Origin of the sequence: Maribacter sp. 1_2014MBL_MicDiv, assembly GCF_001865655.1 — a bacterium.
Taxonomy (GTDB): Bacteria; Bacteroidota; Bacteroidia; order Flavobacteriales; family Flavobacteriaceae; genus Maribacter; species Maribacter dokdonensis.
Genome location: NZ_CP011318.1, coordinates 338114 through 360209, shown reverse-complemented (window position 1 = coordinate 360209; position 22096 = coordinate 338114). Strand labels below are relative to the sequence as shown.

19 protein-coding genes are annotated in these 22096 nt (G+C 36.4%); 16 read left to right on the top strand and 3 right to left on the bottom strand.

Features of this window, described 5'->3' with window-relative positions:
* Window positions 1–44: 44 nt before the first annotated feature.
* Window positions 45–509, bottom strand: a complete 465-nt coding sequence (locus tag YQ22_RS01615; RefSeq protein WP_071339811.1) for a (2Fe-2S)-binding protein — start codon at window positions 507–509, stop codon at window positions 45–47.
* A 236-nt stretch (window positions 510–745) separates the two neighbouring features.
* Between YQ22_RS01615 and sbnA the strand changes: the two genes are divergently transcribed.
* From sbnA to hpf, 5 genes are all read left to right on the top strand, one after another.
* Complete coding sequence (sbnA, locus tag YQ22_RS01610) at window positions 746–1747, top strand: 2,3-diaminopropionate biosynthesis protein SbnA (RefSeq protein ID WP_071339810.1); 1002 nt, start codon at window positions 746–748, stop codon at window positions 1745–1747.
* Window positions 1748–1757: 10 nt separating this feature from the next.
* Window positions 1758–3575 (top strand): FAD/NAD(P)-binding protein, encoded by a 1818-nt coding sequence (locus tag YQ22_RS01605; protein ID WP_071339809.1) that lies wholly within the window; start codon window positions 1758–1760, stop codon window positions 3573–3575.
* The gene (locus YQ22_RS01600) at window positions 3550–5022 is read left to right on the top strand and encodes a Y4yA family PLP-dependent enzyme (protein ID WP_232231273.1); all 1473 of its coding nucleotides are present in this window, start codon (window positions 3550–3552) and stop codon (window positions 5020–5022) included. The genes YQ22_RS01605 and YQ22_RS01600 overlap by 26 nt, the downstream gene beginning before the upstream one ends.
* Before the next feature lie 93 nt (window positions 5023–5115).
* Window positions 5116–5514 carry a VOC family protein gene (locus YQ22_RS01595; RefSeq protein WP_071339808.1) on the top strand — a complete coding sequence of 133 codons (399 nt, stop codon included), beginning with the start codon at window positions 5116–5118 and terminating at the stop codon, window positions 5512–5514.
* A gap of 106 nt (window positions 5515–5620) precedes the next feature.
* The gene (gene hpf / locus YQ22_RS01590; RefSeq protein ID WP_058105497.1) at window positions 5621–5923 is read left to right on the top strand and encodes a ribosome hibernation-promoting factor, HPF/YfiA family; all 303 of its coding nucleotides are present in this window, start codon (window positions 5621–5623) and stop codon (window positions 5921–5923) included.
* A 165-nt stretch (window positions 5924–6088) separates the two neighbouring features.
* Here hpf and YQ22_RS01585 read toward each other — a convergent pair whose 3' ends face one another.
* Entirely contained in the window at window positions 6089–6541 is a 453-nt protein-coding gene (locus YQ22_RS01585; protein WP_058105498.1) for a ferritin-like domain-containing protein, read from the bottom strand.
* A gap of 239 nt (window positions 6542–6780) precedes the next feature.
* Between YQ22_RS01585 and YQ22_RS19015 the strand changes: the two genes are divergently transcribed.
* The 7 genes from YQ22_RS19015 to YQ22_RS01555 all read left to right on the top strand — a co-directional run bounded on the left by YQ22_RS19015 (window position 6781) and on the right by YQ22_RS01555 (window position 15715).
* Entirely contained in the window at window positions 6781–6924 is a 144-nt protein-coding gene (locus tag YQ22_RS19015) for a hypothetical protein (RefSeq protein ID WP_156894519.1), read from the top strand.
* 157 nt (window positions 6925–7081) lie between these two features.
* Entirely contained in the window at window positions 7082–8311 is a 1230-nt protein-coding gene (locus YQ22_RS01580; protein WP_083414163.1) for a TolB family protein, read from the top strand.
* A gap of 65 nt (window positions 8312–8376) precedes the next feature.
* Window positions 8377–10167: a PorP/SprF family type IX secretion system membrane protein gene (locus YQ22_RS01575; protein ID WP_071339806.1), complete on the top strand. Its 1791-nt coding sequence runs from the start codon at window positions 8377–8379 to the stop codon at window positions 10165–10167.
* A 681-nt stretch (window positions 10168–10848) separates the two neighbouring features.
* On the top strand, window positions 10849–11481 hold the full coding sequence (locus YQ22_RS01570; RefSeq protein ID WP_058105522.1) for a response regulator transcription factor: 633 nt from the start codon (window positions 10849–10851) through the stop codon (window positions 11479–11481).
* A 243-nt stretch (window positions 11482–11724) separates the two neighbouring features.
* A complete protein-coding gene (locus YQ22_RS01565) occupies window positions 11725–13212 on the top strand; it encodes a xylulokinase (protein ID WP_071339805.1) in 1488 nt (495 codons plus the stop codon).
* Between the two features lie 10 nt (window positions 13213–13222).
* The gene (gene xylA, locus YQ22_RS01560; RefSeq protein ID WP_442914838.1) at window positions 13223–14539 is read left to right on the top strand and encodes a xylose isomerase; all 1317 of its coding nucleotides are present in this window, start codon (window positions 13223–13225) and stop codon (window positions 14537–14539) included.
* Window positions 14540–14698: 159 nt separating this feature from the next.
* The gene (locus tag YQ22_RS01555; protein WP_071339803.1) at window positions 14699–15715 is read left to right on the top strand and encodes a LacI family DNA-binding transcriptional regulator; all 1017 of its coding nucleotides are present in this window, start codon (window positions 14699–14701) and stop codon (window positions 15713–15715) included.
* Between the two features lie 2 nt (window positions 15716–15717).
* On the opposite strand, the gene YQ22_RS01550 is transcribed toward YQ22_RS01555, so the two are convergent.
* Window positions 15718–17091, bottom strand: coding sequence for a Gfo/Idh/MocA family protein (locus tag YQ22_RS01550; RefSeq protein ID WP_071339802.1), 1374 nt, complete (start codon window positions 17089–17091; stop codon window positions 15718–15720).
* 142 nt (window positions 17092–17233) lie between these two features.
* On the opposite strand from YQ22_RS01550, the gene YQ22_RS01545 reads away from it, so the two are divergent.
* The 4 genes from YQ22_RS01545 (at window position 17234) to YQ22_RS01530 (ending at window position 22025) form a co-directional block, all read left to right on the top strand.
* Window positions 17234–18625, top strand: a complete 1392-nt coding sequence (locus YQ22_RS01545; protein WP_071339801.1) for a sialate O-acetylesterase — start codon at window positions 17234–17236, stop codon at window positions 18623–18625.
* A gap of 118 nt (window positions 18626–18743) precedes the next feature.
* Window positions 18744–20465: a GMC family oxidoreductase gene (locus YQ22_RS01540; RefSeq protein WP_058105506.1), complete on the top strand. Its 1722-nt coding sequence runs from the start codon at window positions 18744–18746 to the stop codon at window positions 20463–20465.
* Between the two features lie 4 nt (window positions 20466–20469).
* Window positions 20470–21192: a gluconate 2-dehydrogenase subunit 3 family protein gene (locus YQ22_RS01535; RefSeq protein WP_058105523.1), complete on the top strand. Its 723-nt coding sequence runs from the start codon at window positions 20470–20472 to the stop codon at window positions 21190–21192.
* 11 nt (window positions 21193–21203) lie between these two features.
* Window positions 21204–22025, top strand: coding sequence for a sugar phosphate isomerase/epimerase family protein (locus YQ22_RS01530; protein WP_071339800.1), 822 nt, complete (start codon window positions 21204–21206; stop codon window positions 22023–22025).
* Window positions 22026–22096 lie beyond the last annotated feature (71 nt).

The following is a 22096-nucleotide window of genomic DNA, read 5'->3' as shown; positions in this document are numbered from 1 at the left end:
TTGTTTTTTTAGAAGGTTAAAATCTCAATTAGAGTGCAAATCTTTTACGCATTTGAACTACTTGCAGCGTTTTTAATTGCTTTCTTAATTCGAGTATAAGTACCACAACGGCAGATGTTACCGTTCATGGCATCTTCAATTTCAGTATCGGTCGGATTAGGATTTCTCTTTAAAAATGCACTGGCATTCATAATTTGACCGGCCTGGCAATATCCACATTGATACACATCTTCTTCTAACCAAGCTTTTTGAACTGGGTGATCTCCGTTTTCAGAGAGACCTTCAATAGTAGTAATTGATTGTTCGCCAACCGCTGATATGGGTAGTTGACAAGACCTAACGGCATTGTCGCCCAAATGAACGGTGCAAGCGCCACATTGCGCAATACCACAACCAAATTTTGTGCCTACTAATTTTAAATGATCTCGTAGTACCCAAAGCATTGGCGTTGATGGGTCAACGTCTACTTCTTGGGTTTTTCCATTAACTTTTAAATTGAAGTTTGCCATTCTATTTTTTGTATTTGTTTGAGTCGCTTGAAATTAAGGTTTTTTTTAGAGTTTTAATGTGGTTTTAACTTTAAATATTCTTAAAGAAAAGCCAACTTTTTGGTTAGCCATTTAGAGTGTCCAATTTGAAAGAGTTACTATAATATTTTATCGTGATATCGTAAGAAAAGTTATGCAGGTACATTTATCAAAATTAATAACCAATTGCTTAAGGGCATTTAATTGATAAGTACAGTATGATTACTCAAAATATAACCTCAATTTCAGAATCTATTATAGACACGGTAGGTAATACACCATTGGTAAAGCTTAATAACGTTCTAGATGATTCACATTTTAATTTATTTGGTAAACTAGAGGCGGCTAACCCTGCGGGGAGTATTAAGGATAGAACCTCACTTTTTATTTTAAAACAGGCACTTGCTAGCGGAACAATTAAAAAGGGAGATACCGTTATAGAATCAAGTTCTGGAAATATGGCCGTGGGCCTTGCTCAAGCTTGTTTGTATTATGGTTTAAAACTTATAGTCGTAGTAGACCCCAAACTAAATTCGCATACAGAAAAGATTTTAAGAACCTATGGCGTACGCATTGAGCATGTTACGGTACCCAAGAAAAATGGCGGCTATTTAGCGGCTAGGCTTGAGAAGGTTCAACAATTATTAGATCAAATACCCAACAGTTATTGGTCTAATCAATATGGTAACCAAAATAATCCTTTTACGCATCACGAAACTATGTCTGAACTAATGGATTCTTTACATGGCAAGTTAGATTATCTATTCGTTGCTACAAGTACCTGTGGAACACTAATGGGCTGTGCAGATTATATCCACGAAAACCATTTGAACACCAAAATCATTGCCGTTGATGCTGTTGGTAGTGTTCTTTTTGGCGGTCCCCCATTAAAAAGGTTGATACCGGGTCATGGTGCCGGAGTGCCCTCTCAATTTTTAGATACCAATAGAATTTATGATCATGTGTATGTAGATGATGTGGATTGTGCCCGCGGATGCTGGAGCTTACTGGAAAAAGAAGCCATTTTATGTGGAGGTTCTTCTGGTGGAATGGTCAGTGCAGTACGTAAATACAGTCAAAAAATGGAGCAGGATAGTAATTGTGTACTGTTTCTATGTGATCGTGGAGAACGTTATTTAGATACCATTTATAATAGGGATTGGTTGTTAAAAGAACTTCCGGAAAGTAAAAACGCTTTTACGCCAATTGGCGGTTGGTAGAAGATATGTTATGAAAAATACACGATCATATAAAATAGGTATTGTAGGTTTTGGACCTAAAGGCTTCTATGCATTTGAAAGATTAATTGCATATATAAAAGCTTATAATCTGTTTGAACACATACAAGTACATATTTTTAACACTACGGGTTTTTTAGCTTCTGGTGATGTTTATAGACAAGATCAACCGGAGTATTTGATCATGAATTATACCAATGGTAATATTTCTGGTTGGGTTTTGCAAGAGCCATTTTCAGTAGTACCTAAAACTTCTGATTTTGTATCATGGCTTGCAAATAACAATTATGGAAATACCTCGCCTAATTCATATGCTCCTAGAGCGCTAGTAGGTGAATATTTATCAGATTGCTATCATCAGGTTATGGAACACTTACCAGACAATGTAGAAGTTATAGAACATATGGGTTTGGTTACCAATGTAGTCAATAATAATACCGAGTATCAGTTGCATTTTAAAAATGATGGGCTATCACAAGAATATGTGGTTAATTGTGATAAGGTGCTTTTTACTACTGGTCACAATACGTTTAGATCTCAACGAGATAAATCCATTGACAATGCTAAAAAGATAAACTTTATTTACCCTACCAATGATACATTAAAACATCTAAAAAAAGATTCATTAGTGGGGATTAAAGGCTATGGGTTAACCGCCATTGATGCTATTTTGGCGTTGACCGAGGGTAGGGAAGGAACTTTTGTCAAAAATGAAAAAGGAGTATTAAAATACGAGGCATCTGGTAAAGAACCATTTAAAATTTATCCGTTTTCAAGAACCGGATTGCCAATGATACCTAGAACTGGTTCCACTGAATCTTCTGTAGAATTACATTATTTTACCAAAGAGTGTATGGCTCACTTAATGGAAAGTAAACCCGTAAGTTTTGAGTGTACGGTACTACCTTTGATAAAGAAAGAATTCTATTTTGCTTACTACAGTGTTTTATTCAAAAACTACGGGCATCAATTTTATTACGATGAAGATTTTACCGTACTAGAAAATCAAGTGCAGTACTTTCATGAAGATTATCCTGAATCACCCGTTTTTAATTGGGATAGCATAGTGAATCCGTTTAATGATGAGCCTATTTTATCAACTGTGCTTTTACAATGCTATCTAGAATTTTTAATACAGGAAGCAAAAAAAGGAGAGGATGAAAGTCCATTTATGGCTGCGGTTGGCGCATGGCGCAAAATAAGTCCGTTATTCAATGAACTGTACAGTTTTGGAGGATTGGATGCCGCTTCGCATAAATTGTTTGATACGTACTACTTTGGACTGTTCAATAGATTGTCATATGGTCCGCCAGTACAGAATATGCAGAAAATGCTGGCATTGTGCAAAGCGGGTATTTTAGATTTTACTTATATAAAAGCTTCCACCATTACAGAAAACACCTTGGACGACAATTTTATTTTGCAATTAAATGACGCCCATGCTACAGAACTAAATTACATAGTCAATGCCACCATTTCCAGAGCAAGAGAGGGTGAATTTATAAATGAGCTATACCAAAACTTAATAAAGAACGGTCTAGTACGTGCGTTTCAAAATAAACTAAATACCAGTTATAGCCCGGGTTGTGTAGATATAGATGAAAACGGTAATGCCATAAATGCACAAGGTAAAGTTGACTCACATATTACATTTTACGGAACTCCAACTGAAGGAATAACCTGTGATAATGATACCCTATCTAGGTCTAGAAACAATTTTGCAACTATTTGGGCAAAGCAAACCAGTAACACCATATTAAAAAAAGCTAGAATCACCGAAAATTATGGAAGAGAAGAAAATGTACTATAAAGGAAAACCAAAATATCAACTTACACCGAAAACATCGGATTGGATGCATGAATTATTTAACAATCAATCCGTGGTTAAAGGTTTGGTAGAAAGATATGGTTCACCGATTAATGTACATCATTTGCCATCTTTCAATAACAATTGTGAGATGTACAAACAAGTTTTTGAGAGTTACGGATTAAAATATAGAATCTTCTATGCCAGAAAGGCCAATAAATCTAGAGGTTTGGTAAAACAAGCATTTGCATCGGGTATTGGTGTAGATACCGCCAGTTTTAAAGAATTGGAACAATCATTGGCATTAAGTGGTAATGGTGAAAATTTAGTGCTTACAGCTGCAATTAAGACAGCACCGCAAATTGAATTGGCCATAAAAAATGGCGTTCCTATCATATTGGATAATGAAGACGAGTGTGTACTAACACAAGCAATTGCCAAAAGAATTGGTCAAAAAGCAAATGTAGGTTTTCGCATTAGCGGATTTACGGTTGACCAAGAAAAACTATATAGCCGTTTTGGTTTTGATGTTGATGAGGTAGTAAATTTCATTGCATCATATGTTGGGAAAAACAAGTCTTTTAATATGCTTAAGGTTACCGGACTTCACTTTCATTTAGATGGATATTCCACTTATCAACGCAGCGTAAGTTTGGTTGCCAGCATCCAAATTTTTTCCAAGTTGAAAGAAAAAGGATATGCAATGTCCTTTATTGATATAGGTGGGGGTATACTAATGAACTATTTAGAAGACGAAAAAGAATGGAATACATTCAATGAACAATTGAAAAATTCGGTCTTAGAAGATAGCAATGATATTACGTTTAACAACAATGGTCTTGGTTTTAGACTAGAGGATGGTCAGCTACGTGGTAAACTGAATACGTATCCGTTTTTTAATGCGATAAACAAAGAAAGTTTTATTAGAGAGGTGCTGGATTTTGTAGATGATCAATCTGGTTTGTCGGTAGCATCATTATTAGTAAAGAATGGAGTTGAATTGCGAATAGAACCCGGTAGATCATTATTAGATCAAGTAGGTATGACAATTGCAAAAGTGATACACCGCAAGAAAGATGCAAAAGGGCAGTGGTTGGTAGGTCTAGAAATGAATATGAGCCAAATGATGAGTTCTAGCGCAGATTTTCTTTTAGACCCATTTATGTTATATAATTCTGAGGTTGAAAAAAACGAGAATGTAGATGTATTTTTTACAGGAGCCTATTGTTTAGAAAGAGATGTGTTGCTAAAGAGAAAAATAACCTTGCCTAGATTACCTGCAATAGGGGAGTATGTTGCTTTTGTCAATACTGCTGGTTATATGATGCATTTTTTTGAAACCGAGGCACATTTATTTGAGTTGTCATCCAATTTAATGTTTACGGGGTCCAATGAAAAATTATCGTTTTTTCAATTTATTGATGATGCAAAAATTTCCTTGGAACAGTAAAGATGTCTTGCAATATGTAATGCATCAATAACTGTATTTTTCAAGGTAAGGGAACGGTATGTTATGGGGTAAATTGTATTAAAACAATATATCATGAAAATACAAGCATATTTAGCCTTTAACGGTAATTGTCAAGAAGCATTGAACTTCTACGCAAACCTGTTCAGTGCAGACATAAAAAACAAGCAAACATACGAGGATAAGAAAATAGATGTTCCGTCTTCTTATCGTGGAAAATTACAGCACGCAGAGCTCAAAGGAAAAGGAGTTCATTTTATGGCATACGATGCCTCTCCAGACACACCTTTGAACAATGGCAATCAAATTAATATGAGCGTTGATGTCGATAATTTGGACGAAGGCAAACAGTTATTTAATGACTTGTCAAGTGGAGGTCAAGTACACCATGAATTTAGGGAACGTGAATGGGGACATTTTGGTAGATGTACCGATCGTTTTGGCATAGGATGGATGGTAAACGTTGATAAGTAAAAATCAAAATAAGTACAGTAAGAGGTATTTTCTAGCGGCAATTATTGTCGTTTGAAAAGCCTCTTTTATTATTAATCTCGCTAGGCGAGTAAAAACAAGAGAATTTATGGAAATTATATATGAGTATGATGGCGTAACAGCAAGTGACAGGTTGGAAACATATATCAAGGACAAGCTGGACAAATTGCATGCAAAATTTGATGATGTTATTAGGGCAGATGTATTTATAAAGCAAGAAAATACATCTTCTGATGAAACAGGTATGATTTGTAATATACGGTTAAGTGTACCTGGTCCCAGAATTTTTGCAGAAGCCAGTAATCAAAATTTTGAAGAGTCGGTAAACGAATCTATTAGTGAACTGGAAAGACAGTTGAGAAAACGTAAGGATAAAATGAAAACGTATTAAACTTGGATTATGAAAAAAGCATTGATATTATATTTTGGTAAAAAGTTCTATAAAAGTTGGCTAAGGAAAAAACGAGCTAAAGCCGCTAGAACTTAAAATTAAATATTACGTAAAAAAAATAGCCCTTGTTAAACAAGGGCTATTTTTATTGATAATTATATAATATTATCTATAGTCTTCAAGAACTTCCGTGGTTTCTAAATCATTCTGTAATTGCTCTCTTTGTGCTCTGATAATTTCTTTTAAACGGTGTGGCATCATAGTTTCTGCCAAAGCATTATCATAATCGTTAATGGCTGCTTTGTCACCCCTTACTGCTTCTTCTAACATTGCTTCATCATTATCTTCAGCAAAGAACGCCTTAACATCCATCCAAGTTCTGTGTAGTGTACCTGCTGCGCTACCTTCAATTTGAACGCTACCTAAATCTAATTCAGGAACAGAACCTCTAAGTTCTTTCAAGAACTGCATGCGATCTATAATTTTTTTCTCAAAGTAACTTTTAATGCCTACATCCTTTGAATTTTCAGATGCTTTTTCAAAACCTTTAATGGCATCTTCATTTTTACTAACCAAGTCTTTAAGACTATCTTCAATTTTCTTTATATCGTTATTCATAATATTAAATTTAATAGGCGATCATGCCCGTTATTAATCATTTCTGTTATAAACAAGTTACGGGTAAACCGGCGTTTTCATTAACGTTATACAATAGTACTTTAGCTGTATGCAGTAGAACTTTAAACTCCTAAAAATTAGCTTCTAAAAGAAGGTTTTAGTGTAGATTTTATATGGATAGAGTTAAGTTGAAATCTACGTAGTGCTTACATTGTTGTCAAACTTAAAAAAGAAAAACTATGGGATTATCACCACTATTTGGAGTAGCAAAAATGTTAGTAAGAAGTAGAAAATTGAAAATGGCGGCCGTTGGTTTACAATTGGCCTATTTAGGGTACACTTATTATTCAGAGAAGAAAAAAAATAAACAGGTGTCAAAATAATTTAAAAATTAGAGTTAAATATTTGATATTCAATTAATAATGTGTATTTATTAAAGTTATTGATTTACAGAATATGATAAAACCTATGAATTTTTATTAATAATCAATTGAATGAGTTGCTAGACCTTTGGAGTATGAAATCCCAAAATCTAGTATTATGAACAATTCATTTAAAATTAGCCTTTTGTTCGCCTGTATGGCGACCATGGGTTATGGCCAAGATTTGGCCTACAACGATTCTTCAACCAGTTTTCTTGAAAGAAAGGTTACAGAAGTTTCTAACCGCACAGAGAATTACAACAAGTTAAAATCACTTGGTTATTCAGATGAAGAAATCTTTGAAGACCTAGGTAATGCCAATTTCCTGACCAAAAAATACGAGAATGCTTTATACTGGTATGGCAGACTTATGGAAATTTCTGAAGATGGTACCTTAAAGAAAAGTTACCAAAAAAGATTTGATCACGCCGTTTCTCAGTTAGGTAAAGAGGTACAAAACGAGATTGCCGATGAAAACTGGACAGAGCTGGTTAAAGATGACTATAAGATGACCCGTAATGTTATTCACCCACGTCTTACCTCAAACAACAGACGAAATTTTTTACCGTGGGATGACAACCAAGTGAGTAGCGAATTTGCAGCTACAACAAAAACACCGGCAAAAAAAGCACCAGGTGAGTACGCTCCGCCAGTGGCGTTGACCAATGGTGGTAATACGGCATACTATAGTAAAACCGTATATCGTAAACCCGTAACCGGCATGTTCTCCAAGAAAAAAGCAGTCCATAAAATTTATAAAGCTGACAAAGTAGGCGGCGAGTGGAAAAAAATAACCGAAGTAGCGGTTTGTCCAGGTGATTACTCGGCAAAGCACCCAGCCGTATCACCAGATGGCAGTAGATTGTTCTTTGCTTCTAATATGCCGGGAACGTTTGGCGAGTATGACATTTATGTGGCAACCATTCAAAAAAACGGAATGTTGGGTCAGGCGAAAAATTTAGGTAAAAAGGTCAATACCGCTAAAAATGATATTCACCCTAACCCTATATCTAACGGTAGTCTGGTTTTTGCCTCTGACGGTAGGGAAGGCTATGGCGGTTTAGATGTGTACATGGTAGAGGTTGGTCAACGTAGTGTAGGGCTGGCGGTTAACATGGGTAATACAATTAACAGCTCTTATGACGAATACTCCGTAAACTTATTGCAAGGTGATGGTTCCGGTTACGTGGTATCTAACAGAATTGCAAAAGGTAAGCATACACAGAACGTAGCATTTAACTTAAATGATAAACCTATAAACGAGAGAGACAGAGATGATCGTTTCTTGGAAGCTTTTAACTCAGAAAAACAGATGCAATATTCTAGCTCTGTATTTGAAGATGAATAACCACCCATTATTCATATCCCCCAATTCATAGACAATTTCAATTCTAATCATTAAAATCAAACGTTATGGAAAGTCCGTATAAAATCAGTAGTTTTCTTATTGCTTTATTTTTATTGGCTCTTGTCCAAACAGTAAAAGGTCAAGAAACCAATGCAAACTTAGGCTCCAGTAGTACCTACCACAATCAATTATTCTTCAATAGGTTTTTTATAAACCCAACATTCTCTTTGGTACGTGAGAACAAGTCATATTTGAACATTCTACATAGAAACCAATATGCAACCTTTGACGACAACAGTCAAAACTACTTTCTAGGTTTCAGTAATAAGTTAAATGACCATACAGCTGTAGGTATTGGCGTATATAGCCAATGGTCTGGTGTGGTTCAAGAATTTGGTTTCAATGCCAACTACGCATCGTCTGTTCGTTTAGGAGACAAATCTGTATTAACGTTTGGTACCAATGTAACTTACTTTAATCAAGGTTTGGACAAGAACAGAGTTGTTGTAAGTACAGATGACCCAGAGATAGCAGATGCTAGAAAAGAAAGTAAAATTGCGGTACAACCAGGTATCAATCTATCACTTGGTAGTTTTGATTTTGGACTGTATGCAGAAGATTTAGTAAAATACAATCAAACAACGAACGAATTTTTGACCGATTTGTCAACCAAGAGTGTTAAGGCATCGGTTCAATATACCCATTCATTTGAGCATTCAAGAGGACTTTTTGAAAATGCGAGATTAATGCCAATGGCTCAAGTAGGGCAAAATTATGATGGTAGCCTGTACTACTTTGGTTCCATGTTATTAGACTTACCAAATTATGGTTGGTTGCAAACTACGGTAGACCAAGAATATGGTGTAGCAGCTGGTGTAGGTTTTAACTTAAGTGAAAAAATGTCTTTAGGTTATTTAATGGAGAAGGATCTATCAAGTGATGATGCCAACCTTGGCTGGAACCATGAGATTACATTGGCATATAAGTTTAAAGATGATGATTTGGCCATTTCGGTAGCAGATAATTCATCGGACAATCAAATAGATAATATCGTAAGAAATTATGAAGAGCAAATAGCCAATTTAATAGAAGAGAGAGATAGTGCAAGAAAGGCAAGTAGAAGAAAGCAAGAAAGTAGTTCTAATGCACCTGTTTCAGAAAGTAGTTTGGCTTATGAAAATAAAATAATCTTAGATGAACTGATTCTTCGTCAAGATTCAATTGAGAGTGAAAGAATAGCAGCGTTTGAAGAGCGTTTTGAGCTAATTGTAAGAATGTTGCGTAACGATATTGATACTACCATTAAAAGCTCTTTACAAGACTTTAGTGCAGAGGAAAACACCTCATATGTAAACAATGATATCGTGGATGATGCTATAGATTTTGTAACAGAGCCTGCCGATGCATTTGCTACGGGTACAACATCAACATCTTCATCTTCAAATACATCTACAGCGGCAACATCGACTTCTTCAAGAAGGGCGAATTTCAAGGAGTTTCCATCAACAAGAGATAATTTTAAAGAATTGCCTGTTAAAATGTTAGTGGATTCAGATGCAATAGATATGAATTCAGGATATTATGTTATCGCAAATGTTTACAGCCAAACAAAGTATATGAATGCATTTATGAAAGATTTACGTGAAAAGGGTTTGGATCCAAAGCAATTTTACAATAAGGAGAACGGTCTATATTATGTATACTTGGCAGACTATGATTATAAGAACGAGGCACAAATGGCTGCAAGTACAGATTTAAACGGTAAATACAATCAAGAGAAATGGATTATGCAAGTGAACGAAGCAACTGCAACAGCATCCAATACTTTTGAAGACGATTATATAAGTAGAGAATAATGAATTGAGTTTCCATAATTTCCTAAGGTTTTATGGTTGATTTGAATTGTCAATAAAAGGAGGGGTGTTATCCGGGGGGATGACTGGGTCCCCTCCTTTATCATTTGGTTTACATTGGTGGTAATTCTTGATTTTAACTTTACGTTAACTATCGATGAATTACCTTATTTTTTAAGAAAAATTGGTAGTTGAACGAAAATATATGGGTTTTCAACGGCTATGTTGCATTAATTTATATATTTCCAACACCAAAAAGATTCAAACCCAATTGTATAACCCCAAATCCCCCCACAACCATGAATGAGTATTACCTACACAATTCCCATTTTAAAACACATCTTTTTCTTCACTGGTTTTCTAATTTTTTAGAACTCAAAAATCTCACAGATTTACTGTTTGGCAAACGGCTCGGTTTTGTGAACTGACACGTTAGCGGTCATCCGTTTTTCAATTAGATTTTTTAACTGAACAATAGCAAAGAACTTTCAATTTTTGATTGCTCTTTAGGGCAACTTTTGTCTATTGATTTGTAAAACTGAATTTATAGTTTTCACTATTTGTTCATTTACATGTCCGTTGTTTAGTGGTTTTAACCTTTGTAAAAGGTTCCTGAAATTATTAAAAACTAACAGTAGTCAATATTCTGTAAATAGAATATTGGCTTCAAAAACTATGGAGATTATGAAAAGCTCAAATATTAGAATAATAGTATTGGAAAAAGATACCTCACTGCATACCGTTTATAGAAATCATTTTGAGGAAATAGAAGGTTATGAAGTAGTGGGCAGTTACACGTCTGCCAAAGATGCCATCAAAGATTTCAAGTTTACAAGACCTCAAATTGTACTTTCTGAAATAGAATTGAACGATATGAACGGCGTAGATGCCATTAAATTGTTTAAAAAGAAAGACTGGGAAATCAAAATTGTAATGTTCAGTGAAAATAATGATTTTGAAGTGATTAAGAATGCTTTTAAAAAAGGAGCAAATGGTTACTTAACAAAACCATTGACCCTGGATAAATTGGAACACGCCCTAAAGAGTATGGAAAAAGAAGGTGCGGCAATGAGCAATGATATAGTCAAGAAAATCATTAGCAATTTTCATAGAAAAACTTTTGCTTTTTTCTCAGAAAGAGAAAATCAGATCGTAGATTTTCTATGTCAAGGAGCTACTTATAAAATGATTGCCCAAAAGCTTTTTGTAACACCAAGTGCAGTAAATTTCCACATTCAAAATATCTATTTAAAGTTAGATGTTAATTCTAAATCAGAAGCACTTTCTAAATTGGAACAATTACAAAATCAGCTATAAAAGTGGTATAAATTATAATCTTATTCTTTTGATTGTAAAGGTAATACGAAAACCTTTTCGATAATTATTAGTAATTTAAAATTAATATAAAGAATTGTAAATCAACACTTTAATGGTTTTTATTTAAAAATTTAAATTTGATTAAATTCAGTTACGATAATTTTTCGTAGCCTAAATATCTATTGCTAAGGATAGTACTTATTTTTGGTTTAACTTATTACAGCAAACCAATTTATACTATTTATGTACCATTTAGGATTAGATATAGGAAGCTCATCTATTAAGATAGCCTTGGTAAATGCTTCAACGGGAAAGAGCGTTGGGGTAGTTACTGAACCAGAGACAGAAATGTCTATGGAGGCTGTAAAAAATGGTTGGGCAGAACAAAGTCCATTAGATTGGTGGCGTTATGTTTGTAGCGGCATTGACAAACTATGTACACAAGAAAAAATTGAAAAATCAGATATATCGGGTATCGGCATATCCTATCAAATGCACGGTCTGGTGCTTATTGATAAAGAAGGGAGTCCACTTAGAAAATCTATTATATGGTGCGATAGTAGGGCGGTGGGTATAGGTCAACATGCATATGAACAAATGGGCCCCAATACCTGTAATTCGCATCTACTGAACTCGCCATCTAACTTTACGGCTTCTAAATTAAAATGGGTAAAGGAAAATGAGCCCGATATCTATGCGCAAATCTATAAAATGATGCTACCGGGCGATTTTATCGCCTATAAGTTATCTGGTGTGGTAAATACTACAGTTTCCGGCTTGTCAGAAGGTATATTCTGGGATTTTAAAAGTGATGCCATAGCAGAAATTCTACTTGATCATTACGGACTGGAAAAAGAGATGATTCCAGATATTGTGGATACCTTTTCTGTACAATCTAAAGTAAATGAAAAAGGTGCATCTGAAAGTGGGCTACAAATAGGTACGCCAATTCTTTATCGTGCAGGTGATCAACCCAATAACGCTTTGACCCTAAATGTATTTAATCCGGGTGAAGTAGCGGCAACGGGCGGTACATCTGGTGTTGTATATGCAGTGACAGATAATCTTTCTGTAAAAGAAAGCTCAAGGGTAAACAATTTTGCACATGTAAACTATTCTCCTGGAAAACCCGCTAGAATAGGGAAATTACTTTGTATCAACGGAGCAGGAATACAGTACCGGTGGTTACTTAATAATTTAAATGTCTCCTCTTACGAAGAAATGGATATACTGGCCAACGAAGTGCCGATCGGGTGCGATGGGGTATCCATGATTCCCTTTGGTAACGGGGCAGAAAGAATGCTGGAAAGTAAGGAAGTTGGTACTAGGATCATCAACCTAAACCTGAACAATCACGGTAAAGGGCACTTATGCCGTGCAGCATTGGAAGGTATTGCCTTTTCTTTTGTTTACGGTATGGAAATTATGGAATCTGACGGAATAAAAGTAAATGTAATGCGCGCCGGGAACGATAACCTATTTCGTTCAGAAATCTTTTCAACTACGGTAGCCACTTTAATTGGTTATGATATTGAAATTTATAATACCACTGGGGCGATCGGTGCTGCAAGGGCGGCCAATCTGCATAAAGGAGATTTTAAAGCTTTTGGTAAAACGGTTTTGGATAATGATTATGTAATGACCTTTAGTCCAAAAGAAGATAAAACGGCATATAAAAACGCGTATGCCACCTGGAAAAATGAATTGGAATTAATATTGAACAACTTATAAAATCAACATAATGGCAAACAAAGAATACTTTAAAGGTATAGACAAAATTAAGTTTGAAGGAAAAGAATCCGATAATCCGTTGGCATTTAAATATTACAACCCAGAACAAGTTGTAGCGGGTAAGACCATGCGTGAGCACTTTAAGTTCTCCACGGCATATTGGCATACCTTCTGTGGTCAAGGATCAGACCCATTTGGACCTGGTACGCAGAGTTTTGAATGGGATAAATCATCCGATGCGGTACAAGCGGCTAAAGATAAGGCAGATGCTGCATTTGAATTCTTTGATAAAATAGGATTCGATTACTACTGTTTTCATGATTTCGATTTAATTCAAGAAGCACCCACCTTTGCTGAATCTGAAAAAAGATTGGCAACAATTACGGATTACCTGAAAGAAAAACAGAAGGAATCCGGGAAAAAATTGCTTTGGGGTACGGCCAACTGTTTCTCAAACCCAAGATACATGAACGGTGCAGCTACCAATCCAGACTTTAACGTTGTGGCAAGAGCCGGTGGTCAAATTAAATTGGCTTTAGATGCTACCATAGCTTTAGGAGGGGAAAATTATGTATTCTGGGGTGGTAGAGAAGGTTATATGTCCTTATTGAACACAGATTTAGGTCGTGAGGTAGATCATATGGGACAATTCTTGACCATGGCGAGAGATTATGCACGTAGTCAAGGCTTTAAGGGTAATTTCTTCATTGAGCCAAAACCTATGGAGCCAATGAAGCATCAATATGATTTTGATTGTGCTACGGCAATTGGTTTCTTAAAAGAATATGGTTTGGATAAAGATTTTAAAATGAACATTGAGGTCAACCATGCAACGTTGGCACAGCATACTTTTCAGCATGAAATTGCGGTTGCCGCAAAAGCAGGTATGTTAGGTAGTATGGATGCTAACCGTGGAGATTACCAAAACGGTTGGGATACCGATCAGTTCCCTAACAACATTCAGGAAACTACAGAAGCTATGTTGGTATTCTTAGCTGCAGGCGGTTTACAAGGTGGAGGTGTCAATTTTGATGCTAAAATTAGAAGAAATAGTACCGATTTAGAAGATGTATTCCATGCACATATTGGCGGAGCAGATACTTTTGCCAGAGCATTGATCACTGCGGATAAGATTATTTCTTCCTCTTCATATAACAAATTGCGTGAAAACAGATACAGCTCTTTTGACTCTGGTAAGGGTAAAGATTTCGAGAACGGTAAATTAGATTTGAAGGATCTTTACAATATTGCCAGTGAAAACGGAGAGTTAGAATTGCAGAGTGGTAAGCAAGAATTGTTTGAGAACATCATCAATCAATACATATAGTTTTCTTAGTTCAATTTCCTCTGAAAAATAGAGGATTGTTAGCCCAATTTTGAAAAGCTAATTTGAAAGGAAATGCCCCTAGTTTTATAACTTGGGGCATTTTGCTTTTTGCAAATAATTTAAATGTCAATTTAAATCTGTTCTTTTGTAGAATAAGTTATGAAAAAAGTTACCCTAAAGGATATTGCAGGACATTTTAAGGTGTCTATCTCAACCGTTTCAAAAGCGATAAATGATAGTCATGAGATCAGCATTGACCTAAAGGAAAAAATACAGGCCTACGCAAAGGAAAAGCACTATAAGCCTAATAGGTTGGCACTGAATTTATTGAATAAAAGCACCAAAACTATTGGTGTCGTAGTTCCCAATATTTTAAATTACTTCTTTGTTCAGGTGCTGTATGGTATTGAAAAGGTCGCTAATGAAAGCGGTTATAATATCATTAGTTGTATTAGCAATGAATCTAGTGCAAAAGAGACCAAAACTTTGGAGTTTTTTGATGCCGGTACAGTAGATGGCGTAATCATGTCATTGGCAGAAGAGAGTCAGAACGAAGACAAGCATGATGCACTCACCGATATCATTAATAATGACATTCCCGTAGTTCTTTTTGACCGAGTGTCAGATAACGTGCAGTGTGACAAGGTTGTGGTAGATGATTTTGAAGCCGGTTACAAGATTACCAAATACTTGGTGCAAATAGGCTGTAAAAATATAGCGGTAGTAAATCCCATATCAAGTTCCAGTGTCGGAAAATTAAGGTTGTTGGGCTATAAAAAAGCACTGCAGGAATTTGAAATTCCTTTCGATCCCAAATTGGTAATTAACCTAACGGTGAAAGATGATTTGGATCTGTTGATGTCTTTTTTGTTGAATTATAAGACCATTGAAGGTATCATAGGTATTGATGAGCTTATTGCGGTACAAGTGTTAGAAGTTGTAAAGGCAAGAGGCTACAACGTGCCCAATGATATTTCAATAATAGGATTTACGAACGGACAATTGTCAAAGTATGTTACACCATCATTGACCATGGTTAGCCAGCACGGTAAGTACATTGGTGAACAAACGGCTAAATTGCTGATCAACAGAATTAAAAATCCTGAGTTGCCTTACGAGACCAAGACGGTGAAAACCAGTTTGCTGGTAAGAGATTCCACTAAAAAATTACAATAGCCTTAAACTGTTTCTGGGTGAGGGTGTTTCCAGTCTCCGCGATATTCTCTTTGCAATAACGCAGTTGCTTCAGGATCATTTAAAACCGTTCTGCTTATTGGGTCATAGGTTAATGGCCTTTTTAGATTCATAGACAAATTGGCCAAAATACAACTAGCGGAAGAGATATGCCCTTGTTCAATATCTGCAACAGGTTTTGTATTGTTTTCAATGGCATTTAAAAAATCGGTCATATGTCTACGGGTGGCTGGTGCGGCATGTAATTCAATATCTTTTTCGGTTACATCTTCAGGGTATTTTTCTTTTTCGTAAAGAACATCAAAACGTATGGTCTCGCTACCATCAGCAGGTACAAATTCTGCTTTCATTACATCTCCTTTTAAAACGCCTTTTTCTCCATAGATTTTAAATGCCCAAGGGTAGTCAGGATCATCTGGGTTTCCCCATGTTCTATGTTGCCAATTACAATTAAGGTTTTCATATTCAAAAACGGCAGATTGGGTGTCGGATATATTTGATTTTCCGTCCTTGTCAACAAAAATGCCTCCGTGAGAACTTATTCTTTTGGGCCATCCTAGGTTTAGCATCCAACGAACGGTATCTAGCATATGAACACACATATCTCCGGTAATTCCGTTTCCATATTCCCTGAATGTACGCCACCATCTTTTGTGAGGTAAGCCATCATAAGGGCGTAATGGGGCAGGACCTGTCCACATTTCATAGTCTAAGAATTCAGGTACTTTTTGTTCTGGAGGATTGCCATTGGCACGCATATGATAATAACAACACATATCTACATGTCCGACAGTACCTAAAAGTCCGTTGTTTATAATTTTATTTTTGGCATCAACAAGATGAGGTGTGCTTTTTCGTTGAGTGCCCACTTGTACTACTTTATTGTATTTTCTAGCTGCTGCAACCATGGCTTCACCCTCTATTACATCAACACTAATAGGTTTTTGAACATAAACATGGGCACCATGTTTAAGCGCTTCAATACAAGTTAAGGCATGCCAATGATCGGGTGTTCCAATGAGGACAATGTCTAATTTTTTTTCTTGCAACATGGTTCTGTAATCTGCATACAATTGTGGTTTTTTACCGTTTTTTTGCCGTTCGGCAACTAATTGTGCAGCGGTATTTAGTTGATGTTCATCTACATCGCACAGTGCTGTAACTTCAACGTTGGCTACTTGAATAAGACGTAATAAATCACCAGTACCATACCATCCAGTGCCAATTAGTGCAACTTTCTTAGGTTTTTCATTGGCAAAAAAATCATAGCCATACGGGTTTATAGAAGTAAAAAGTAGTGAAGCCGAAGAAGCTTTAATAAAATTACGTCGTTTCATTAAAGATGGTGTGGAAGACATGATTTTGCGAATTTTAATATTAAGAACTTCGTAAAAATAGCATCCATTTTAACAAATTCATTGAAAATTACACTAAAAATTTATGAATTTGTTAGTGTTTGTTATAAATAGGTATATTTAGATCAATTAATAATTATATCTAATGAAGTTACGAAATTACTTGCTCGCGTTTTGCATTTTGGTGACATCCTTTGTAAAAGCTGAAATTTCTTTACATGGCATTTTTACAGATCATATGGTTTTGCAAAGAGAGACCAGTGTGCTGTTGTACGGATGGGCAAATCCAAATGAGGAGTTCACAGTGTTTACAAGTTGGAACAATGAAACTGTAAAGGTTAAAACGGGCAACGATGCAAAATGGGAAATCAGTGTAAATACCCCAAAGGCAGGCGGTCCGTATGAGATTAGCTTTAAGGGTGAAAGCAATGAAATTAAATTGAAAGATGTTTTGATCGGTGAGGTGTGGTTGTGTTCCGGGCAAAGTAATATGGAGTGGAGTGCAAATAGTAATATTGCAAATAAAGACATAGAAATTGCCAATGCCAATTATCCCAATATTAGATTGTTCTCAGTGAACAAAAGAACATCTACATATCCACAGGAAGAGATAAGCGGTACATGGGTTGCCTGTACGCCCGAAACCATGCAGGATTTTAGTGCGGTTGCCTATTTCTTTGCTAGAAACCTTCAAAAAGAAATGAAAATTCCCATTGGTTTGATAGATAATGCATGGGGCGCCACCAGTGCGGAAGTGTGGACCCCAAAATCTGTTTTTGAAGCACATTCAGATTTAGTGGAAGCCCATAAAAAAGTAGCACCCAACAAGTGGGTTACCGTTGAAAAATCTGTTTTATATAATGGTTTAATAGCCCCGTTGACCAAATTTAAGATAGGTGGTACTATTTGGTATCAGGGCGAATCTAATACGGCGAATGCAGAAAGCTACCAAAAGCTTTTTACAAATATGATTACTTCATGGCGAAATGCCTGGAATATTGATTTTCCTTTTTATTATGCCCAAATAGCACCCTTTAAATATGGACAAGAATTTGCCGGGGGCGTGGTACGCGATCAACAAAGAAGAACATTGGGGTTGAAAAATACAGGTATGGCTATGACCAGTGATATCTGCACTATAGAAGATATTCACCCGTTAAACAAGCAAGATGTAGGGTTAAGACTAGCGAACATAGCACTTAAAGAGCATTATGGATTTTTGGAGGATAAAGAAATATACGGACCTCTTTACAAGGATTTTACCATTGACGGAAATAAAGTAGAAGTTCATTTTAGTCATGCCGATGGCTTGTATAATAAAGGAAAAAAAATTACGCTATTTGAAATTTCCAATGTCCAAGGAGAGTGGTTTCCGGCTAAGGCAAAATTGAAGAATGAAACGGTATTAGTAAGTGCCAAAGAGGTTAGAAAACCTACAGCAGTTAGGTATGCCTGGAAGAGTACGGATATAGCCACTTTGTACAATAGTGAGGGTTTACCGGCTTCTACATTTAAGACAGAGAAGTTAAATGATTAAAAGTGAAGTATTGTACTTCAAAAATATCCGTCCGTCCAATTACAAATGTTATTCAGCTAAAAACGGGGGTCGTTATTCTATTAAAAATTAAATTGTAATCAATAACTAATTTCAAATTATGCAGATAAAAGAATCCTCAGAACTCTTTGACGTGATCATAGTAGGTTCAGGAGCAGGTGGTGGTATGGCTACCAAGCAGTTGGCAGATGCAGGTTTAAATGTAGCTGTTGTAGAGGCGGGTCCGTTTTTTGACCCGGCAGATCCAAAAACCATGACGCAATTAAAACAACCATATGATTCACCTAGAAGAGGGGCAGGAACCACCCGTGCCTTTGGCGAATGGGATATGTCTTGGGGAGATTGGGAAGTTGAAGGAGAGCCATATACACATGCGGAAGGAACTGAATTTAAATGGTGGCGTGCAAGAATGCTAGGAGGTAGAACCAATCACTGGGGGCGTATTTCTTTACGTTTTGGACCAAAGGATTTTAAAGGAAAAACACGTGATGGCCATGGCGATGATTGGCCAATAGGCTATGAAGATGTAAAGCCATATTATGATAAATTAGATAAATTAATTGGAGTATTTGGCACCAATGAAGGTAGAGAAAATGATCCCGACGGATTCTTTCTTCCTCCCCCGAAACCAAGATTACATGAATTATTTTATATCAACGGGGCAAAGAAGTCTAACATACCGGTGATACCAGGTAGGCTTTCCATGTTGACCAAAAGAATTAATAATGACCGTGGTGTTTGTTTCTATTGTGGACAATGTGGAAGGTCATGTCAAATTTATGCTGATTTCTCTGCGGGTAGTTGCTTAATCTTTCCGGCACAGAAGAGCGGAGGTCAAGTAAAATTGTTCGTAAACTCCATGGTACGTGAGGTTACTACAAATGAAGAAGGTAGGGCCACCGGTGTTTCATATATCAATAAAGAAGATAGAAAAGAATACAAACTAAGAGGTAAAGTAGTGGTCTTGGCCGCTTCTGCATGTAGTTCTGCACGAATTTTGTTGAATTCAAAAAGTAAGCAGCACCCTAATGGTTTGGGTAACAGTAGTAACTTGGTAGGTAGATATTTACATGATTCTACCGGGGCAAGTGCAGCAGGTGTTATACCGGGCTTAATGAACAGAAAAACCTCATATAACGAAGATGGTGTAGGGGGTATGCACGTGTATTCACCTTGGTGGGGAGACAACTCTAAGCTTGATTTTCCAAGAGGATACCATATTGAAGTTTGGGGTGGTATGGGCCAACCTAACTATGGTTTTGGTTGGGATCCCAATGCTATGAACAAATACTTCGGGTTAAAATCTGGTGGTTATGGAGAAAGCCTACGTGATGATGTAAAGAAATATTACGGATCAGTTGTTGGGTTTGGTGGCCGTGGAGAAGGCTTGGCCAATATTGATAACTATTGTGAAATTGACCCAACTACGGTAGATGAATACGGTATTCCTGTTTTAAAATTCAACTACAAATGGTCTCAGTACGAAAAGAATCAGGCAAAGCATATGCAAGATACTTTTGAAGAGATTATTCATAACATGGGCGGTCATTACCTAGGTGAAAAACCTGGTAAAGATCAAGATTACGGTCTCCATAAGCCAGGTGAAATTATTCATGAAGTTGGTACCACAAGAATGGGCGATGATCCAAAGACATCGGTAACCAATAAGTTTCAACAATTACATGATGCAGATAATGTATTTATCGTAGATGCGGGAGTTTTTGTTTCTCAGGCGGATAAAAACTGTACTTGGACCATTATGGCGCTTTCATGGAGAGCTTCAGATTATATCATTGAGCAATTAAAGGCACAAAATATTTAGAATGATGGATAGAAGAAAGAGTTTACAAACTATAATACTTGGAGGTGCTGCAGCAGGTACCGGTCTGGTCTTCAATTCATGTAAGACAGAAAGTGGGGAAACTATAGATGAGACTATAGCCACCACTAGTGAAAAGTACTTTGGTAGAACCCCGGCAGAGCTAGAACGCATAGAAAAATTAAACGCGGAACAATTGTTCAATGATCATGAAATGGAAACCATTGCAGCCTTAAGCGTAGTAATTTTACCGCCAAAAGAACCACATGGTGGTCCAATAGAGGCAGAGGTACCTGATCTGGTTGAATTTATGGGCAAAGATATTCCAGAAATGGGTCCTATTTTATTAGGTGGCTTAATGTGGTTAGATCATAAGAGCAATACAGAATTTGGTACGGAATTTAAGTCCGCCACTTTAGAGCAGAAAAAACAGATCTGCGATGAAATCTGCTGGCATGACACGGAAAAGCCTTTAAGCGAGCAACCATTGGAAATTCAGTTTTTCTATACCATGCGAGGGTTGACCGTTACTGGTTATTACACCTCTAAAGTGGGTATTGCGGATTTAGGGTATAAAGGGAATACACCTAATGTGTGGGATGGAGTACCGCAAGATGTTCTTGATCAACATGGCGTTGCCTATGATCCTGAATGGATTGCAAAATGCGTAGACCAAAGTAAACGAAACGTCATTGCCGAATGGGATGACGAAGGAAATTTACTTACATAGATAGTAGTAAGATGATAAAAAAAATAGTGATTGCCACTATCCTTTTGGGTAGTGGTTTTTTAGCGCACTCTCAAGAAGTTGGTATACAGTTGTACAGTCTTAGAAATCAATTTAAGATGGATGTGTCCAATACCTTAGGCTTGATCAATGAATGGGGAATTGGTAAGATTGAAGGCGGTGATACTTATGATATGCCGTTAGAGGATTTTAAAGCATTACTTGACCAAAATAATTTAGATATGGTAAGTATTGGTGCCACATTTGAAGATTTGGAGAGCGATGTTGAAAAAGTCATTAAAAATGCTAAAGATTTTGGTGCTAAATATGTAATGTGCGCTTGGGTGCCTCACGAGGGGAACACTTGGGAATTAAAAGAGACCCAACATGCTACCGAAGTTTTTAATAAAGCCGGTAAAGTACTGAAACAAAACGGATTGGTTTTAGCCTATCATCCGCATGGATATGAATTTAGAAAATATAAGAGAGGTACTTTGTTTGACTATATGGCACAAAATGCAACGGATTTTACATTTGAGCTAGATGTTTTTTGGGCACAGCACGGAGGTGCGGACCCGCTGGAATTGATGAAGAAATACCCTAAGAAATTTACACTCTTACATCTTAAAGATATGGAGAAAGGTATTAAGGGTAATAATACCGGGCATGAAGAAGATGATACTAATGTTGTTTTGGGCACTGGGCAAATAGACATTGCAGGTGTAGTTGCCGAAGCTAAAAAATTAGGTATTGAATATATGTTTATAGAAGATGAATCTTCTAATGTTGTTACTCAAGTACCAAAAAGTTTAGAATATTTAAAAAGTTTAAAGTAAACCAACTACCAACTTGAATGCAAAACCTTCTATTTTCAAATAAATAGGAGGTTTTTTTATATGCTTTAACT

Excerpts from the sequence above, each read along its gene's own strand:
- YQ22_RS01575 (WP_071339806.1), top strand. The coding sequence starts at position 8,377 with ATGGAAAGTCCGTATAAAATCAGTAGTTTTCTTATTGCTTTATTTTTA.
- xylA (WP_442914838.1), top strand. The coding sequence starts at position 13,223 with ATGGCAAACAAAGAATACTTTAAAGGTATAGACAAAATTAAGTTTGAA.
- YQ22_RS01580 (WP_083414163.1), top strand. The coding sequence starts at position 7,082 with ATGAACAATTCATTTAAAATTAGCCTTTTGTTCGCCTGTATGGCGACC.
- YQ22_RS01565 (WP_071339805.1), top strand. The coding sequence starts at position 11,725 with ATGTACCATTTAGGATTAGATATAGGAAGCTCATCTATTAAGATAGCC.
- YQ22_RS01530 (WP_071339800.1), top strand. The coding sequence starts at position 21,204 with ATGATAAAAAAAATAGTGATTGCCACTATCCTTTTGGGTAGTGGTTTT.
- YQ22_RS01535 (WP_058105523.1), top strand. The coding sequence starts at position 20,470 with ATGGATAGAAGAAAGAGTTTACAAACTATAATACTTGGAGGTGCTGCA.
- YQ22_RS01570 (WP_058105522.1), top strand. The coding sequence starts at position 10,849 with ATGAAAAGCTCAAATATTAGAATAATAGTATTGGAAAAAGATACCTCA.
- YQ22_RS01595 (WP_071339808.1), top strand. The coding sequence starts at position 5,116 with ATGAAAATACAAGCATATTTAGCCTTTAACGGTAATTGTCAAGAAGCA.
- YQ22_RS01585 (WP_058105498.1), bottom strand. The coding sequence starts at position 6,541 with ATGAATAACGATATAAAGAAAATTGAAGATAGTCTTAAAGACTTGGTT.
- YQ22_RS01540 (WP_058105506.1), top strand. The coding sequence starts at position 18,744 with ATGCAGATAAAAGAATCCTCAGAACTCTTTGACGTGATCATAGTAGGT.
- YQ22_RS01605 (WP_071339809.1), top strand. The coding sequence starts at position 1,758 with ATGAAAAATACACGATCATATAAAATAGGTATTGTAGGTTTTGGACCT.
- hpf (WP_058105497.1), top strand. The coding sequence starts at position 5,621 with ATGGAAATTATATATGAGTATGATGGCGTAACAGCAAGTGACAGGTTG.
- YQ22_RS01545 (WP_071339801.1), top strand. The coding sequence starts at position 17,234 with ATGAAGTTACGAAATTACTTGCTCGCGTTTTGCATTTTGGTGACATCC.
- YQ22_RS19015 (WP_156894519.1), top strand. The coding sequence starts at position 6,781 with ATGGGATTATCACCACTATTTGGAGTAGCAAAAATGTTAGTAAGAAGT.
- YQ22_RS01550 (WP_071339802.1), bottom strand. The coding sequence starts at position 17,091 with ATGTCTTCCACACCATCTTTAATGAAACGACGTAATTTTATTAAAGCT.
- sbnA (WP_071339810.1), top strand. The coding sequence starts at position 746 with ATGATTACTCAAAATATAACCTCAATTTCAGAATCTATTATAGACACG.
- YQ22_RS01555 (WP_071339803.1), top strand. The coding sequence starts at position 14,699 with ATGAAAAAAGTTACCCTAAAGGATATTGCAGGACATTTTAAGGTGTCT.
- YQ22_RS01600 (WP_232231273.1), top strand. The coding sequence starts at position 3,550 with ATGGAAGAGAAGAAAATGTACTATAAAGGAAAACCAAAATATCAACTT.
- YQ22_RS01615 (WP_071339811.1), bottom strand. The coding sequence starts at position 509 with ATGGCAAACTTCAATTTAAAAGTTAATGGAAAAACCCAAGAAGTAGAC.